Raw genomic sequence first — 17,368 nt, 5'->3', positions numbered from 1 at the left:
TGCTGCTACTCCATCGTTCGTTTGTATGTCGCCACGTGGTTCTTTTAAGCCGATACATGCATATTCGAGATTGACTCGCTCATGGTACAGAAAGTACGATGCCTGATAAATTGTTATTTAGTACCACGCTCCGCAAGCCTACGCAAAAGGAGTTTCATGAACGTGTCGTCCGAACCGCCAGCATTCGATATCGTCGCCCGGATTGCCGAGCGCGCGCCCGAGTTGCGCGTGGCGGAGCGCAAGGTCGCCGCGCTCATTCTCGACGATCTGACCGGCGCCTCGCGCGCGAGCATTGGAGCGCTCGCAAAGAAAGCGGCGGTCAGCATCGCGACCGTGACGCGCTTTGCAAAGGCGGTTGGCTGCGAGGACGTGCGGGAACTGAAGCTGCGTCTGGCGCAAGCGGCGGCGGTCGGCCAGCGTTTTCTGCGCGGCGCGCATGAAGATAGCGACACGGACGCACTGCCCGATTCCCTCGCTTCCCGCATTTTCGACGATATCCACACCACGCTCGCGCACAATCGCGGCGCGTTGCAGGCGGCGCCCATTGGCGCGGCCGCCGACGCGTTGGCCGACGCGCAAATGATCTACGTCTTCGGCATGGGCGGCGGATCGACCGCGCTCGCCGATGAAATGCGGTTCCGGCTGGTGCGGCTGGGCCGGCCCGTGGCGTCGTATCAGGATGGTCTGCTGCAGCGGATGGTTGCCGCGACGCTGTCGAAGGAGCATGTGGTCGTGGCGTTGTCGGTGACGGGAAACACGCCCGAGATGGTCGACAGTTGCCGCATCGCGCGCGAATACGGCGCGCGCGTGATCGCGCTGACCGCGCCGGTTTCGCCGCTTGCGCAACTGGCCGACTGGCTTATCCCGATCATCGCGAACGAAACGGACTTCATCTACAAGCCATCAACGTCGCGATACGCAATGCTGATGGCGCTCGACCTGCTCGTCACCGAACTTGCCGTGAAGCAGGGCGACACCAGCCGCGAGCTTTTGCGGCGCATGAAACACGCGCTCGACGCGTATCGCGGCGGCAGCGACGAACGCCAGCCTTTGGGAGACTGAAATGGCATTGGATCAACAACACGCCGATACCCTGATCAAGGGCGCACGGGTTATCGATGGAACGGGAGCGCCCGCTGTTCAGCTCGACGTGGCGGTGAAGGACGGGAAGATCGCGGCCATCGGCGCGCTCGATGAGTGGACCGCAGAGAACGTGGTCGAGGCGGACGGGCGCGTGCTGGCGCCGGGTTTTATCGATGTCCACACGCACGACGATACTCACGTGATCCGCTCGCCGCAGATGCTGCCGAAGATCTCGCAAGGCGTGACCACGGTGATTGTCGGCAATTGCGGCATCAGCGCGTCGCCCGTGACGCTGAAGGGCGATCCACCCGATCCGATGAATCTGCTCGGCGCGCAAGGCGACTTTCAGTATCCGACATTCGCCGCGTACATCGATGCTGTAAATGAAGCGCGTCCGGCCGTGAACGTGGGCGCGTTGATCGGGCACACGGCGCTGCGCAACAACCATATGGACCGGCTGGATCGCGGGGCGTCGGCGGAAGAAATCAGTGGCATGCGCGCGCAACTCGAAGAGGCGTTGGCGCATGGCGCGCTCGGGCTGAGCAGCGGCCTTGCGTACGGATCGGCGTTCAATGCGCCGCCTGAAGAAGTGATGGCGCTCGCCGAGCCGCTGGCGAACGCCGGTGCGCTGTACACCACGCATATGCGCACGGAATTCGACGCGATTCTCGACGCGATGGACGAGGCGTATCGCGTGGGAAAACATGCGCGCGTTCCAGTCGTGATCTCGCATTTGAAGTGCGCGGGGCCGTCAAACTGGGGGCGCAGCACGGAGGTCCTGAAATCGCTCGACAAGGTGCGCGACGGACAGCCGGTGGGATGCGATTGTTACCCGTACAACAGGAGTTCATCGACGCTGGATGTGAAGCAAATTACCGGCGATATCGACATCACCATTACGTGGTCCACGCCGCATCCCGAGATGGCGGGCAAGCTGGTTTCCGAAGCCGCCGCGGAGTGGCAAGTCACGCAGCAGGAGGCGGGCAAGCGCCTGCAGCCGGCCGGCGCGGTGTATCACAACATGTCGGAGGACGACGTGCGGCGGATCCTGTCGCATCCGGCGACCATGGTCGGCTCGGATGGCTTGCCAAACGATCCGTTGCCACATCCGCGTTTGTGGGGCGCGTTTCCGCGCGTGCTTGGGCATTACGCGCGCGACACGTCGCTCGTGCCGCTGGAGGAGGCGGTGCGCAAGATGACGGGGTTATCGGCGCGGCGGTTTGGACTGAATGGGCGTGGTCTCGTGAAGGTGGGATATCACGCGGACCTCGTTCTTTTCGATGCCGACAAGGTTCGCGATACCGCGACGTTCGCGGAGCCGCGCCAGACGGCGGACGGTATCGATGCAGTTTGGGTGAATGGCGTGCTGTCGTATCTGGATGGCGCGGTGACGGGACAACGGGCGGGACATTTCGTGGCGCGTGGCGAGGATTCCAAACTCGACGCGTCCGGGCATTTTTAACTTCGAGGATTTTGACAATGAAACGATATGGCGTGGAAGGCGGTAAAGGACAAGGCGGCGCGGTCATGCCGTTCGCGCGTGCTGTTGAAGCGGATGGCTGGTTGTTTGTTTCAGGCCAGACGCCGATGGAAAACGGCGAAGTGATCGAAGGCGGAATCGTCGCCCAGTCGCACAAGGCGATTCAGAACGTGTTTGCGATTCTGAAGGAAGCCGGATATGGCGCGGAGCATGTGGTGCGATGCGGTGTCTGGCTCGACGACCCACGCGACTTTGCATCGTTCAACAAGGTATTCAGGGAGTATTTTGGCGAACATCCGCCGGCGCGCGCTTGCGTGGTTTCGTCGATGGTGATCGATTGCAAGGTCGAAGTGGATTGCGTGGCTTACAAGAAAGCCTGAGGGTTTTATCCGCGCTGGTGAACGGTTGTGTGGTTCCCCAGCGCGAAAAGCTTACTGCCGCGCCAGCCGCGCGTTATCCGGCAGCGGCAGATTGAAATTGGTGCGGAACGGGTTGATATCCAGTCCCCCGCGCCGTGTGTATCGCGCATAGACGGCGAGGCGTTCCGGCTTGCATTCGCGCATGATGTCCATGAAGATTTGCTCGACGCAAAGTTCATGAAAACCAGTGTGTTCACGGTACGAAATAATGTACCGGAGCAAACCAGCGTGATCGATCGGCGCGCCGACATAACGAATCTGCACGCTGCCCCAGTCCGGTTGACCGGTTACAGGACAATTCGATTTCAGCAGATTGGAAAAGACCGTTTCATCGACCGGCGATTCACCAACTGCCGCGCTCAATAATGAAGGATCGGGCGTATAAATGTCCGCGTCCAGATCGAGCCGATCCAGCGACAAACCTTCGAACTCTTCCATTTTCAGCTTCACGCCAAACTCATAAGGCGCGACAAGCTGAACCGAAACATTCGCGCCGCAAAGCGCTGAAACGTCCTTGCGAATCAAGGCACGAACTTCATCGATGGAATCAAAAGCCGTCTGCGAGAAAGATCCCAGATACAGCTTGAACGACTTCGACTCAACAATATTCGGTGAATCCGCTGGCACGATAAACGTCGCCACCGCGATCTGCGGCTTGCCCTTGCGATTGAGCCACGAAAGCTCGTAGCCGTTCCAGATGTCCGTGCCGAAAAACGGCGACTGCGCCGCGAGCCCGATTGCCGCGCGGCCCGACGCCCGGTCGATGGGAAAAAGCAGCGTCGGATCGTAGTGTGCGCGGTACTGGACCGGCTTACCAAGGGAAGATTGTTCTGGTGTCATGATGCGTTCGATATGCCATTCGGTACATGCCCGGTCGCCGTCACGACGCGGGCCGATTCGATATGGCCAATTTGGTCGTCGAAGAAAAAGTCGGGTTCGAACTCGGCCAGGAACGGGCCTTTGTTCAATCCACCGAGAAACATCGCTTCGTCGATTTCGATGTTCCAGGCCATCAGTGTACGGATCGCGCGCTCGTGCGCGGGCGCGGATCGCGCGGTGACGAGCGCTGTGCGGATGCGCATCCGCGTTGCTTCGTGGCTGAGGTTTTGCAGCTTGTGAAGCGCTTCGAGCAACGGCTTCAACGGCCCATTAGCCAAAGCCAGATCTTTCTTGCCGACTTCGTGTTCCACGAAAGCCGGCAATCCTTGCGCCTGGAAGACCTGCTCGGCTTCGTCCGAAAACAGGACTGCGTCGCCGTCGAACGCGATACGGATTTCGTCAGGATACCGGCTCGCGGCCAGCGGCGCTCGCGGAACCACGGTCGCGGCGGGAAATCCAGCGGCAATGGCGTCGCGGACATCGACCGGATTCGCCGATAAAAACAGCGACGCGCGAAACGGTTCCAGGTATCGGAAGGGCGACTCGCCGCGCGTGAACACGCCGCGTTCGATTGCAAGGCCGTGTTCCTTGCATGAACTGAACGCGCGCAAGCCGCTGATGGGATCGCTGCGTGACAGGATCACGACTTCCACGCGCCGTTCGCCGTCCACGTTGAGCGCGAGCAATTTCTCGATCAGCGAAAACGCGACGCCCGGTTTGGCCGGAACGTTCAGCCGCGAGCGCTGCAGCGCTTCGTATTCCCGCAGGTCGCCTGCTTCGTAGACCTTGTTTTCCTCTTCGAAATCGAACAACGCCCGCGACGAAATCGCGACCACGAGCTTGTCGTCGAGCGTGAACGCCATGCGCGCGTCAGGCGAGGAACAGTTTGTAGACGGGGTTTGCGCCTTCGTCCCACCACTGATAGCCCAGGGAGGCGAGGAATTGCCCGAACGCAGCGTTATCCGACTGCGGCACCTGGATGCCGACCAGGATAGAACTCGTGTCCGCGCCCTGATTCCGGTAATGGAAGAGGCTGATATTCCAGTTGGGCGCCATCGATGAAAGGAATTTCATCAGCGCGCCCGGACGCTCGGGAAATTCGAAGCGCAGCAGACGTTCGTCGTGGGCGAGCGGCGAGTGGCCGCCGACCATATAGCGGATATGCTGCTTCGAGAGTTCGTCGTGGCTGAGATCGACTGTATCGAACCCGTGTTCGATAAACGCATTGGCCATCTGCACGGCTTCGCTTCGCGCCTTGATCTGCACGCCGACGAAGATATGGGCCGCGTTCGAATCTGCGATCCGGTAGTTGAACTCGGTCACGCTGCGCGTGCCGACCAGTTCGCAGAAACGCCGGAAACTGCCGCGCTCCTCAGGAATGGTCACGGCGAACACCGCTTCGCGCGCTTCGCCGACTTCCGCCCGTTCCGCGACAAACCGCATGCGGTCGAAATTCATGTTCGCGCCCGACGTGATGGCAATCAGCGTCTTCGCTTCCAGCGCTTCGCGCTCGGCGTAGAGCTTTGCGCCCGCAACCGCCAGCGCACCCGATGGTTCCAGCACGCTGCGCGTGTCCTGGAAAACGTCCTTGATGGCGGCGCAGAGCGCGTCGGTGTCGACGGTGACGACTTCGTCGAGCAGTTCCCGGCAGATCCGGAACGTCTCTTCGCCGACGAGTTTTACTGCGGTGCCGTCGGCGAACAGGCCGACTTCGGCCAGCGTGAGGCGAACTCCAGCGGCGATGGATTGTTTCATCGCGCATGAGTCGACCGACTGGACGCCGATCACGCGGATTTCCGGGCGCACCGCTTTCACGTACGCCGCGACACCCGCTGCGAGTCCGCCGCCGCCGATGGGGACGAAGATTGCGTGGATCGGGCCTTGATGCTGGCGCAGGATTTCCATGGCGACGGTGCCTTGGCCGGCGATGACGTCGGGGTCATCGAACGGATGGACGAAAGTCAGGCCGCGTTCTTCCTGGAGCTTGACGGCGTGGCCGTAGGCGTCGCTATACGATTCGCCGTGCTGGACAATTTCGACGGTTGGGCCGCCGAAGGCGCGCATGGCGTCGATTTTCACTTGCGGCGTGGTGACCGGTACGACGATTACCGCCTTGCAGCCCAGGCGCGTGGCTGAGTACGCTACGCCTTGGGCGTGGTTTCCGGCCGAGGCGGTGATTACGCCGCGCGCGAGGATATCGGCGGGGAGGTGCACCATCTTGTTGTACGCGCCGCGGATCTTGAACGAGAACACGGGCTGGTTGTCTTCGCGTTTCAGGTAGACCGAATTGCGCAGGCGCGCGGACAGATTGCGGGCGGGTTCGAGTTCGCTCTCGCGGGCGACGTCGTAGACGCGGGCGGTCAGGACTTTTTTCAGGTAGTCAGGGGGAGACATTCTTGAGCCGTTTTGCGCGCGGCTTTGCGCGCCGAGGTTTTGCGGAAAGGGTAATCATAGCCGATGGGGTTTTTGCTGGCGCTTTTGGGGGAACGGCGTGGGGTCCTTCTGCCTAGGCCTTCGCGCGTTCCCTGTTCGTTGATATTTTTAGCACTGTTAGCCACTGTCCGTGGCGGGACTTCATTTCTTTTTCCAACGGCGAAAAAGAAACGAAGCAAAGAAAACGCCTTCCAACCGCTAACTCTTAAGGAGACCAAGCGTGCACGGACATCTGCTTGGGACTTCAAAAGAACGCTCAGCGAATAACCCCGCACAGTTGAAACCCCCCTCTTCGTTCACGGATACCCACACGCTTCGCCACCAGTGTGAGTAGCCGTCAACAGGAAAGCGCGCCGCGCTTCGCGCGACGGGGTGTTTGGCCGAACTGGTTCCGTGGGTTATGTGCTTGCCCGAGGGCGCTGGTGGCGAAGCGTGTGGATGTAGGGATACGGAGGGGGAGGGTTTCAGGTGGTGGTGGTTATGGCGTCGAGGGTTCTTTTGAAGTCCCAAGCAGATATCACTGCACGCTCGGTCTCCTTAAGAATTCGCGGTTGGAAGGCGTTTTCTTTGCTTCGTTTCTTTTTCGCCGTTGGAAAAAGAAATGAAGTCCCGCCACGGACAGTGGCTAACAGTGCTAAAAAGGACCAACGAACAGGGAACGCGCGAAGGCCTAGGCAGCAGGACCCCGCCCGCCCCCCAATCCCCAACCAAAAACGCCCGCCCCAAAACCTTTTCACCCCAAAACCGAGTGCAAACGACAACCCTCCCGATGGGTTAGAATCCGTGTTTTCGATACAGGATCGGAAGATGCAACGGCGCTGCCGGATCGGCCTCTCACCGCATGTTCCCCGCAACGCTCAACCCGAGCGCAGCGCGCTGTGCCGCACCACCCGCGCGGCTGCGCAATTAAACGCGCGATCGTGGCGCTGATTCCAGTACCTTCGAAGGCTGTGCATCGCTCGTGACCCGCTACCGGCGAACACCTTCACTAAAAAAGTTTCACTCGAAAAACTGCGCTTCCCCGCGCAATGCCGGCTATTTCGCTGCTTCTGCTTCCAACAGCACGGGCGCCGGCCCACCGAACTGTCGAATATGAACGCACCCCAAGCCTTCGATCCGAACGGCGCTGCGCATGCCGTGGCCCTGGATACCGAGCCGCGCCTGCGCGAAATTCCCTATAACTACACATCGTTCTCCGATCGCGAAATCGTGATCCGCCTGCTCGGCGAAGAAGCCTGGGCCGCGCTCGCCCATCTGCGCAGCGAGCGCCGCACGGGCCGCTCAGCACGCATGCTCTACGAAGTGCTCGGCGACATCTGGGTCGTGCGCCGCAATCCCTATCTGCAGGACGATCTGCTCGACAACCCGAAACGCCGTGCATTACTGATTGAAGCCCTGAATCACCGGCTGGGCGATATCGAAAAACGCCGCAAAGCCGATCTTTCAGAGCATCAGGACGACGCCGGCCGCGACCGCGCCACGCGCGTGGAATTGCTGATCAGCGCCGCGTGCCGGGCAGTGGAAGACTTCAAGACGGAATTCGAGCAGACCTACGATCTGCGCAAGAAGGCATCGAAGGTATTCGGCAAGGTCACCGAGAAAGACAACATCAAGTTCGACGGCCTGTCGCGCGTTTCGCACGTAACCGATGCCACCGACTGGCGCGTCGAATATCCGTTCGTCGTGCTCACGCCCGACACGGAAGCCGAAATCGCCGGCCTGATCAAGGCGTGCTTCGAGCTCGGACTGACCGTGATTCCGCGCGGAGGCGGCACGGGCTACACCGGCGGCGCCATTCCCCTCACGCCGTTTGCCGCCGTCATCAATACTGAAAAGCTGGAGCAACTCGGTCCCGTCGAAATGACGGACCTGCCAGGCGTCGACGGCAAGGTCGCGACCATTTTCTCGGGCGCGGGCGTCGTGACACGGCGTGTAACGGAGGCGGCCGAACAGGCTGGTTTCGTGTTTGCCGTCGACCCGACTTCGCTGGATGCATCGTGCGTGGGCGGCAATGTCGCGATGAACGCCGGCGGCAAAAAAGCCGTGCTGTGGGGCACGGCGCTGGATAACCTCGCCTGGTGGCGGATGGTCGATCCGGAAGGCAACTGGCTCGAAATCACCCGGCTGGATCACAACCTCGGCAAGATTCACGACATTCCCGTGGCGCGTTTCCGGCTCGACTGGTTCGACGGAACCCGCGCGCCGGGCGAAAAACTGCTGCGCACGGAATCGCTGGATATTTCCGGCGCGAAGTTCCGTAAGGAAGGCCTCGGCAAGGACGTGACGGACAAGTTCCTGTCGGGTTTGCCGGGCGTGCAGAAGGAAGGCTGCGACGGCCTGATCACATCGGCGCGATGGATCCTGCACAAGATGCCCGCCCATACGCGCACCGTCTGCCTCGAGTTTTTCGGCCAGGCGCGCGATGCAATTCCGAGCATCGTGGAGATCAAGGATTATTTGTTCGAGACGTCGAAGCAGGGCGGCGCGATCCTCGCCGGCCTCGAGCATCTAGACGAACGCTATTTGCGCGCAGTCGGTTACGCGACCAAGAGCAAGCGCAACGCGTTTCCAAAGATGGTGCTGATTGGCGACATTGTCGGGAACGATCCCGATGCGGTCGCCCAGGCCACGTCCGAAGTCGTGCGCATGGCAAACGGCAAGAGCGGCGAAGGGTTTGTGGCAGTGAACGCCGAGGCGCGCAAGCGTTTCTGGCTGGATCGCTCGCGCACGGCGGCCATCGCCAAGCATACGAACGCGTTCAAGATCAACGAAGACGTCGTGATCCCGCTCAACCGCATGGGCGAATACACGGACGGGATCGAGCGCATCAACATCGAGCTGTCGATCAAGAACAAGCTGCAACTCGTCGATGCGCTCGAAACGTTTTTCAAGGCAGGCAAGCTGCCGCTCGGCAAGAGCGACGACGCCAACGAAATTCCGAGCGCCGAGTTGCTCGAAGACCGCGTGCAGCAAGCGCTCGATCTGCTCAAGCGCGTGCGCGAACGCTGGACGTTCGTCGGCGAAAAGCTGGATATGCCGTTGCGCGAAGCGCAGCATTATCTGGTTCAATTCGGCTATGAAAGTCTTGCCGAGAAATTCGCGGATCGCGTGGATTCGCAGCAAGGCGTTCGCGTATTCGATGTCGCGCAGGACCGCACCATCCGCATTTCCTGGAAGCAGGAACTTCGCGCGGAATTGCGCCATATCTTCAATGGCGGGGAGTTCAAGCCGATCCTCGAAGAAGCGCAGAACATCCACAAGACGGTGCTGCGCGGCCGCGTGTTTGTTGCGCTCCACATGCACGCGGGCGATGGCAACGTGCACACGAACATCCCCGTCAACTCCGATAACTACGAAATGCTGCAGGACGCGCACGTCGCGGTCGCACGCATCATGAAGCTCGCGCGCGACCTGGATGGCGTGATTTCGGGCGAACACGGCATCGGCATCACGAAGCTGGAATTCCTGACCGAAGACGAAATCGGCGAATTCCGCGCGTATAAACAGCGCGTCGATCCGAATGGCCGTTTCAACGCGGGCAAGCTGCTCGCGGGCGCGGATCTGCGCAACGCCTACACGCCGAGTTTCGGGCTGATGGGCTATGAATCGCTGATCATGCAGCAATCGGATATTGGCGCAATCGCCGATTCCATCAAGGATTGCCTGCGCTGCGGCAAATGCAAGCCGGTCTGCGCCACGCACGTGCCGCGCGCCAATCTGCTTTACAGCCCGCGCAACAAGATTCTGGCTACCTCCCTGCTGGTCGAGGCGTTCCTGTATGAAGAGCAGACGCGCCGGGGTGTATCCATCAAGCATTGGGACGAATTCAACGACGTCGCCGATCACTGCACGGTCTGCCACAAATGCGTGACGCCGTGCCCGGTGAAGATCGATTTCGGCGATGTCACCATGAACATGCGCAACCTCCTGCGCAAGATGGGCAAGAAGAAGTTCAATCCGGGCAACGCGGCGGGGATGTTCTTCCTCAACGCCACGAACCCGCAGACCATCAACCTCGCGCGCACGGCAATGATGGGCGTGGGCTACAAGGCACAGCGCCTGGGCAACGACGTGCTCAAGAAGTTCACGAAGAAGCAGACGGCCAAACCGCCCGCAACGGTCGGCAAGCCGGCGGTGACGCAGCAGGTCATCCACTTCATGAACAAGAAGATGCCGGGCAATTTGCCGAAGAAGACGGCGCGCGCGCTGCTTGATATCGAGGACAACAAGATCGTCCCGATCATCCGCAATCCAAAAACGACCACGTCCGATACGGAAGCCGTGTTCTATTTCCCGGGTTGCGGATCGGAGCGTTTGTTCTCGCAAGTCGGCCTCGCGACGCAGGCCATGTTGTGGGAAGCAGGCGTGCAAACGGTGTTGCCGCCCGGATACCTGTGCTGCGGTTATCCGCAACGCGGCTCGGGACAATTCGACAAGGCCGAGAAGATCGTCACCGACAACCGCGTGCTGTTTCATCGCGTGGCCAATACGCTGAATTATCTCGATATCAAGACCGTGGTGGTGTCGTGCGGAACGTGCTACGACCAGCTTGCAGGTTACGAATTCGAGAAGATCTTCCCGGGATGCCGGATCATCGATATCCACGAATTTTTGCTTGAGAAGAACATCAAGCTGGAAGGCGTGAGCGGCACGCGCTACATGTATCACGACCCGTGCCATTCGCCGATCAAGACCATGGATCCAGTCAAGCTGGTGAACGACATCATGGGTTCGGCGCACGATGGCTACAAGATCGAAAAGAACGACCGGTGCTGCGGCGAATCGGGCACGCTCGCGGTGACGCGTCCGGACGTTTCCACGCAGGTGCGCTTTCGCAAGGAAGAGGAAATCCGCAAGGGCGCGGCGAAGCTGCGCGACATTCCGCTCGTGGCCGAAGCGGGCGCAAATGGCATCAATCTGGCCAACGCGTCGGCAGGATCGGCGGGCGCCGCGCCGGGTTCGGTGCTAAAAGCAGGAGACGGCGCGTTATCCACCGGAACCGACGTCAAGATTCTCACGAGCTGTCCGTCGTGCCTGCAGGGGTTGTCGCGGTACAACGAGGACGCGAATATCGAGGCGGATTACATCGTCGTGGAAATCGCCCGCAAGGTGCTCGGCGCGAGCTGGATGGAAGATTACGTCGCGCGTGCCAACGATGGCGGGATCGAGCGCGTGCTGGTGTAATAGCGAACCAGGGTTTGTTTCGCTAGAGGAATACGATGGACTGTGTCTTTTGTCGTGAAGACGGCGGCGAAGTCTTGTGGTCGGACGACGCATTGCGCGTGGTCCTCGCCGACGAGCCCGACTGGCCGGGCTTTTGCCGCGTGATCTGGACGGCGCACGTAGCCGAGATGTCCGACCTCGATCACACCGAGCGGGCGAAGCTGATGTCGGCGGTCAACGGCGTCGAGCGGGCGATCCGGCGCGTGATTTCACCCGCAAAGGTGAATCTGGCGAGCCTGGGCAACCAGGTTCCTCACGTCCACTGGCACGTCATTCCCCGCCATTCCAACGATTCCCGGTTCCCGTTGCCCATCTGGGCGCCGCGCCAGCGCACGGTCTCGTACGCGCTGTTATCGAATCGCCGTGCTCAGGCCACGTTGCTGCGAGACGCTGTGCGCAGCGAAATGGCGGCGGCTTTCGGGCCATAGCCCAAGACTTTCAAATAAAGGCTCAGCATGAGCGGACTTACCAAACAAACGCCGATTCCAACCGGCATCGTCGTGCATTCCAGGACGCGCGCGCTTGAGTTGCAATACGCGAACGATCAGACGTATCGTGTGCCGTTTGAGCTATTGCGCGTATATTCGCCGTCGGCCGAAGTCCAGGGGCACGGTCCCGGACAGGAAACCCTGCAGACCGGCAAGCGCGATGTATCGATTATTTCGGTCGATCCCGTGGGCCACTACGCGTTGCAACTCACTTTCTCCGATGGCCACAACACCGGCATCTACTCGTGGGACATCCTGTACGACCTCGCGGTGCGTCAGGACGCGTTGTGGGCGGAGTATCTGGGCAAACTGGAAGCGGCGGGCGTCGACCGCGACACGCCAATGCCGCAAAAAGCGTCCGGCGGACACTGCCACTGACCGATTTTTATACTGCAGCGGCGATTTGCCGCAGCGCATGGCTGCAAGCTTTGAAGAGCGCAGCCACTACGAATTAAGGCGAGGACAAACGCGATGAGCAAGACCCACTTCGGTTTTGAAACGGTCGACGAACAAGAAAAAGCGAAAAAGGTAGCGGGCGTTTTCCATTCCGTCGCAAGCAACTACGACCTGATGAACGACCTGATGTCGGGCGGTTTGCATCGCGCGTGGAAACTGTTCACGATTGGTCAGGCGAAGGTGCGCCCGGGTTACAAGGTCCTCGATCTGGCAGGCGGGACGGGCGACCTGGCGAAAGCCTTCGCCAAGCAGGCGGGCGAAAAAGGCGAGGTCTGGCATACGGATATCAACGAGTCGATGCTTCGCGTTGGCCGTGATCGCCTGCTCGACAAGGGCGTAATCACGCCCACCTTGATCTGCGATGCAGAGAAGATCCCGTTCCCGGACAATTATTTCGATGTTATTACAGTTGCCTTTGGACTTCGTAATATGACGCACAAAGATGGTGCGTTAGCGGAAATGTACCGGGTTGTGAAACCAGGGGGCAAAGTGATGGTTCTGGAGTTTTCCAAGGTGTGGGACCCACTAAAAAGAGCCTATGATCTGTATAGTTTCAAGATCTTGCCGTGGCTTGGCGACAAGATAGCCAAAGATGCGGATAGCTATCGTTACCTCGCGGAGTCGATCCGAATGCATCCGGACCAGGAAACTTTAAAAACAATGATGGAACGCGCGGGCCTGGATCAAGTCGAATATTACAATTTGTCAGGTGGCGTGGTAGCGTTACACGTCGGGACCAAATTTTAGTGTTCCACTTTTTAAAAGGATTCGAAATGTCCGATTCGCGCTTACCCCAAACTCGGGGTTTCCTGAAGTCGTTATTCAGGAAAGCCGGGGTCGTTGCGCTGGCTGGCGTAATCATGGCCGGCGCCTTGGTAACAGAAGACGCTGAGGCGCGCCGCATGGGCGGCGGCCGCAGCTTTGGCCGTCAATCCAGCACGGCGACGCAACAACATCAAGCCACGCCGCCGTCGCAGTCCATGCAGCAAGGGCAGGCCGCGAATGCCCAGCGCGCCGCGCCGCCGGCCGCGGCGCCAGCCGCTGGCGCAGCGCAACCTGCGCGTAATCGCTGGATGGGACCGATCGCTGGCCTTGCAGCAGGTCTGGGTATCGCGGCGCTGCTGTCGCATTTCGGCCTGGGCGGCGCGTTCGCCGGCGCCATGGCGAACATGATCATGATTGCGCTGATCGTCCTGGCTGCCGTGATGATCTTCCGCTTCATCATGAACCGCAGGAAGGGTGCAACGCCGGCTTTCGCCAGCGCCGGTGCGGGGTCGCCGTTTGGCGGCACAGCTCGCACGAGTCTGAACCAACCGGAGCCGAGCTATGTTCCGCCGTCGGCGCCCGGCGGTTACGGTCCGTCGAGTGCCCAGAGCTACGCGAGCCCTGTAGACTCAGCAGCGCCGCAAGTCGCCGTGCCATCCGGTTTCGATACCGACGCATTCCTGCGCAACGCGAAGGTGTATTTCGTGCGGTTGCAGGACGCATGGGATCGCGGCAATTCGACTGACATCCGCGAATTCACCACGCCGGAAATGTTCGCTGAAGTGAAGCTCGATATCGATGCACGCGGTACGCAGCCAAACCGCACCGACGTCGTGCAACTCAACGCCGATCTTCTTGGCGTGGAAGATCGCGGTACGGAAAGCCTCGCAAGCGTGCGTTTCCATGGTCTGATTCGCGAAACGGAAGGTGCTGCGGCCGAGCCGTTCGTCGAGATCTGGAATCTGTCGAAGCAGAAGTATGGCAACGAAGGCTGGCTGCTGGCCGGGATTCAGCAAGTTAGCTGACACGTCGGCCAGGCACGGGAAGCCGGGCGTCGAGGCTTGCCCGCTAGACCGGATGGCCAACGTTGCGTTTCGCGTGACTGCGGCCAAACGATAACGCCAGTTGCAAAGGTAGAATAGAAACCCGCACGAGTGACCGCTTGTGCGGGTTTTTTCATCTCAGAGCCGATGACGCACGCAGACGAATTCGCCCAACCCGCAGTCCCCTCTGCCCCCCAGGCCGCAGCCAGAACCGCATCGAAGGCGTTCGCGGCCGCTGCAAATCATGTGCTCGCGCGCGAATCGTGGGCTCGCGAGCGTCTTTCTCCCTACGCGGGCAAGACCGCGTGTTTCGTTCTTTCGCCATTCTCGCTGTATCTAATGGTCCAGCCAGACGGGCTGATCGGCGCCATCGACGAAAACCAGACTTCGTTCGACGTCACGCTCGCCGTTCCGCCCGACGCTATTCCTGCGTTCATGCAGGGCGGCCAGGCGGCGGTGATGAAACACGTGCGCATTGAAGGCGATGCTGAGTTCGCTACAACAATTGCGAAGCTCGCCGAGCATTTGCGATGGGACCCGGAAGAAGACCTGGCGCGCGTGATTGGCGACGGACCCGCGCACCGCATCGGTTCCACCGTGCGTCTGGCCGGCGAACAAGCGCGCCGCTCGGGACGCAATCTGCTTGAATCGGTAGCGGAATACCTGCTCGACGAACAACCTCAACTCGTGCGCCGCAGCGCCCTCGACACATTCAACGCCGAACTGTCGACAGCCCGGGACGCGCTTGCGCGCGTCGAAAAACGCATCGAGCGACTCGAACAAAAAGCCGAAGCCCGAGGCGCATCTGCGCCCGGCGCCGCCGCCTCGGCGCGCGGCACGAGCAAGTAATGGGCTGAACCATGCGCTTTCTGCGTTTTCTCAAGATTTTTTTCACGGTAGTGCGATTCGGGCTCGATGAACTGGTGCTGAGCGGTATCCAGGATCGGCGCGTTCGTTTGCTGATGCGTCTCACCACGTTCGGACGCAAGTTCGATGTTGCGCGCGGTGTGCGGTTGCGTCTTGCACTGGAAAGCCTTGGGCCGATTTTCGTGAAGTTCGGTCAGGTTTTGTCGACGCGCCGCGATCTTCTGCCCGTCGATATAGCGAACGAGCTTGCGAAACTGCAGGATCAAGTGCCGCCGTTCGATTCGGACGTTGCCATAGCGATTGTGGAGAAGTCGCTGGGCGCGCCTATCGGCGTGCTCTTCGACGACTTCGAGCGCGTGCCGGTGGCGAGCGCGTCCATTGCGCAAGTGCACTTCGCGAAGATCAAGACGGGCGCGCATGCGGGCAAACCGGTCGCGGTAAAGGTGTTGCGTCCGAACATGCTGCCGGTGATCGACTCGGATCTCGCCCTGTTGCGCGACATTGCTTACTGGACCGAGCGTTTGTGGGCAGACGGCAAGCGCCTGAAGCCGCGGGAAGTCGTGGCCGAGTTCGACAAATATCTCCATGACGAACTCGACCTGATGCGCGAAGCCGCGAACGGCAGCCAGTTGCGGCGCAATTTCGCGGGTCTCGACCTGCTGATGGTGCCCGAGATGTACTGGGACTATTCGGCTCCCACCGTGCTCGTCATGGAGCGAATGGTCGGCGTGCCGATCAGTCAGGTGGAAGTGCTCCGGGCGGCCGGCGTCGATATCCCCAAGCTGGCGCAGGAAGGCGTCGAGATTTTCTTTACGCAGGTATTCCGCGACGGTTTTTTTCACGCCGACATGCATCCGGGAAACATCCAGGTGAGTCTGGCGGAAGAAACGTTCGGGCGGTATATCGCGCTGGATTTCGGCATTGTGGGCGCGCTTTCCGACTTCGATAAAAACTATCTCGCGCAGAACTTTCTGGCGTTTTTCAAGCGCGACTATCATCGCGTCGCCACGCTTCATCTGGAATCGGGCTGGGTGCCGCCGACCACGCGCGTCGAGGAACTCGAGAGCGCCATTCGCGCCGTGTGCGAGCCGTACTTCGACCGCGCGCTGAAGGATATTTCGCTCGGACAGGTGCTGATGCGGCTTTTTTCCACGTCGCGCCGCTTCAACGTCGAGATCCAGCCGCAGCTTGTCTTGTTGCAGAAAACCATGCTGAACGTGGAGGGTCTTGGCCGTTCGCTCGATCCCGAACTCGATTTGTGGAAGACCGCCAAGCCGTACCTTGAACGCTGGATGAACGAGCAGGTCGGCTGGCGCGGCTGGTATGAACGGCTGAAGCTGGAAGCTCCGCAATGGAGCAAGACGATGCCCCAATTGCCGCGGCTCATCCATCAGGTGCTGGCAAGTCAGCATGATTCACCGCGCGGCGGCAACGACGAACTCATGCGCATGATCCTGCTTGAGCAGAAGCGGACCAACCGGTTATTGCAGGCGCTGCTGATTTTCGGCCTGGCGGTGGGCGCTGGCGCTGTGATTGCCGAGTTTTGGCAGGTGTTTGCTTACGGAGGAGGATAGAGCGTGGTCGATGACCCCAAACCAGCCTCACCCACGATTGCGGCCGAGTTCGCTACGCGCGACGCCAACTCGCCCGAGTTCTGGGACGAACGTTTCGACCGGTCGTTCATGCCCTGGGATCAGGCTGGCGTGCCCGAGGCGTTTCAGACATTTGCGCTCGAACAGCCGGTTACTTTACGGAGCGTTCTGATTCCTGGTTGCGGCAGCGCGTACGAAGCACTTTGGCTTGCGCAGGAGAAATGGCAGGTCAAGGCCATCGATTTTTCTCCGAGCGCTGTGAGCGCGGCTCGCCTGCAACTGGGTGAGCAACATGCGGACGTCGTCGAACAGGCTGACTTCTTCGCGTATCAACCGCCTTTTGCGCCTGACTGGATCTACGAGCGCGCGTTTCTTTGCGCCTTGCCGCGTGAGCGATGGCCGGATTACGCCACGCGCATGGCTGCGCTGCTGCGCCCCGGCGCGTTGCTCGCCGGCTTCTATTTCCTTGGCGCGACAGCCAAGGGGCCGCCGTTCGGTATCGAAAGAAACGCGCTCGATGCGTTGCTCGTGCCGCATTTCGAACTGGTTGAAGAGCACGATGTCACCGGCTCGATCAGCGTCTTTGCCGGACGCGAACGCTGGCTGACGTGGCGCCGCCGATCAGAGGTTTGAGGCGGCC

14 protein-coding genes are annotated in these 17,368 nt (G+C 60.5%); 11 read left to right on the top strand and 3 right to left on the bottom strand.

Going from position 1 to position 17,368, the window contains the following annotated elements:
* Positions 1-156: 156 nt before the first annotated feature.
* The 3 genes from AWB64_RS03535 to AWB64_RS03525 are packed head-to-tail and all read left to right on the top strand — an operon-like array spanning position 157 to position 2,943.
* A complete protein-coding gene (locus tag AWB64_RS03535) occupies positions 157-1,062 on the top strand; it encodes a MurR/RpiR family transcriptional regulator (protein ID WP_060817257.1) in 906 nt (301 codons plus the stop codon).
* Position 1,063: 1 nt separating this feature from the next.
* The gene (locus AWB64_RS03530) at positions 1,064-2,545 is read left to right on the top strand and encodes an N-acyl-D-amino-acid deacylase family protein (RefSeq protein ID WP_060817256.1); all 1,482 of its coding nucleotides are present in this window, start codon (positions 1,064-1,066) and stop codon (positions 2,543-2,545) included.
* Positions 2,546-2,562: 17 nt separating this feature from the next.
* A complete protein-coding gene (locus AWB64_RS03525) occupies positions 2,563-2,943 on the top strand; it encodes a RidA family protein (RefSeq protein WP_060817255.1) in 381 nt (126 codons plus the stop codon).
* A gap of 51 nt (positions 2,944-2,994) precedes the next feature.
* Here AWB64_RS03525 and queF read toward each other — a convergent pair whose 3' ends face one another.
* From queF to ilvA, 3 genes are read right to left on the bottom strand one after another with little or no spacing between them, the layout of a single operon-like run.
* Positions 2,995-3,822, bottom strand: a complete 828-nt coding sequence (queF, locus tag AWB64_RS03520; protein ID WP_060817254.1) for an NADPH-dependent 7-cyano-7-deazaguanine reductase QueF — start codon at positions 3,820-3,822, stop codon at positions 2,995-2,997.
* Positions 3,819-4,724 (bottom strand): 5'-nucleotidase, encoded by a 906-nt coding sequence (locus tag AWB64_RS03515; RefSeq protein ID WP_060817253.1) that lies wholly within the window; start codon positions 4,722-4,724, stop codon positions 3,819-3,821. Before AWB64_RS03515 ends, queF begins: the two co-directional genes overlap by 4 nt.
* Positions 4,725-4,731: 7 nt before the next feature.
* Complete coding sequence (gene ilvA / locus AWB64_RS03510; RefSeq protein WP_060817252.1) at positions 4,732-6,255, bottom strand: threonine ammonia-lyase, biosynthetic; 1,524 nt, start codon at positions 6,253-6,255, stop codon at positions 4,732-4,734.
* 1,131 nt (positions 6,256-7,386) lie between these two features.
* Between ilvA and AWB64_RS03505 the strand changes: the two genes are divergently transcribed.
* The 8 genes from AWB64_RS03505 (at position 7,387) to AWB64_RS03470 (ending at position 17,361) form a co-directional block, all read left to right on the top strand.
* Entirely contained in the window at positions 7,387-11,478 is a 4,092-nt protein-coding gene (locus AWB64_RS03505; protein WP_060817251.1) for a DUF3683 domain-containing protein, read from the top strand.
* Positions 11,479-11,513: 35 nt separating this feature from the next.
* On the top strand, positions 11,514-11,945 hold the full coding sequence (locus AWB64_RS03500; protein WP_060817250.1) for an HIT family protein: 432 nt from the start codon (positions 11,514-11,516) through the stop codon (positions 11,943-11,945).
* 27 nt (positions 11,946-11,972) lie between these two features.
* Positions 11,973-12,383, top strand: a complete 411-nt coding sequence (locus AWB64_RS03495) for a gamma-butyrobetaine hydroxylase family protein (protein WP_060817249.1) — start codon at positions 11,973-11,975, stop codon at positions 12,381-12,383.
* Between the two features lie 93 nt (positions 12,384-12,476).
* The gene (ubiE, locus tag AWB64_RS03490; RefSeq protein WP_060817248.1) at positions 12,477-13,208 is read left to right on the top strand and encodes a bifunctional demethylmenaquinone methyltransferase/2-methoxy-6-polyprenyl-1,4-benzoquinol methylase UbiE; all 732 of its coding nucleotides are present in this window, start codon (positions 12,477-12,479) and stop codon (positions 13,206-13,208) included.
* Positions 13,209-13,234: 26 nt separating this feature from the next.
* The gene (locus tag AWB64_RS03485) at positions 13,235-14,251 is read left to right on the top strand and encodes a Tim44 domain-containing protein (protein ID WP_060817247.1); all 1,017 of its coding nucleotides are present in this window, start codon (positions 13,235-13,237) and stop codon (positions 14,249-14,251) included.
* 165 nt (positions 14,252-14,416) lie between these two features.
* Positions 14,417-15,118: a ubiquinone biosynthesis accessory factor UbiJ gene (locus AWB64_RS03480; protein ID WP_082850357.1), complete on the top strand. Its 702-nt coding sequence runs from the start codon at positions 14,417-14,419 to the stop codon at positions 15,116-15,118.
* Between the two features lie 11 nt (positions 15,119-15,129).
* Positions 15,130-16,710, top strand: coding sequence for a ubiquinone biosynthesis regulatory protein kinase UbiB (gene ubiB, locus AWB64_RS03475; RefSeq protein WP_060817245.1), 1,581 nt, complete (start codon positions 15,130-15,132; stop codon positions 16,708-16,710).
* 3 nt (positions 16,711-16,713) lie between these two features.
* Positions 16,714-17,361, top strand: a complete 648-nt coding sequence (locus AWB64_RS03470) for a methyltransferase domain-containing protein (RefSeq protein ID WP_060817244.1) — start codon at positions 16,714-16,716, stop codon at positions 17,359-17,361.
* The last annotated feature ends 7 nt before the right edge of the window (positions 17,362-17,368 follow it).

The organism is Caballeronia sordidicola, assembly GCF_001544455.2.
GTDB classification, from domain to species: domain Bacteria; phylum Pseudomonadota; class Gammaproteobacteria; order Burkholderiales; family Burkholderiaceae; genus Caballeronia; species Caballeronia sordidicola.
Note: the sequence above shows the minus strand (reverse complement) of the source record. Positions and strands in the feature narration are given on the sequence as shown.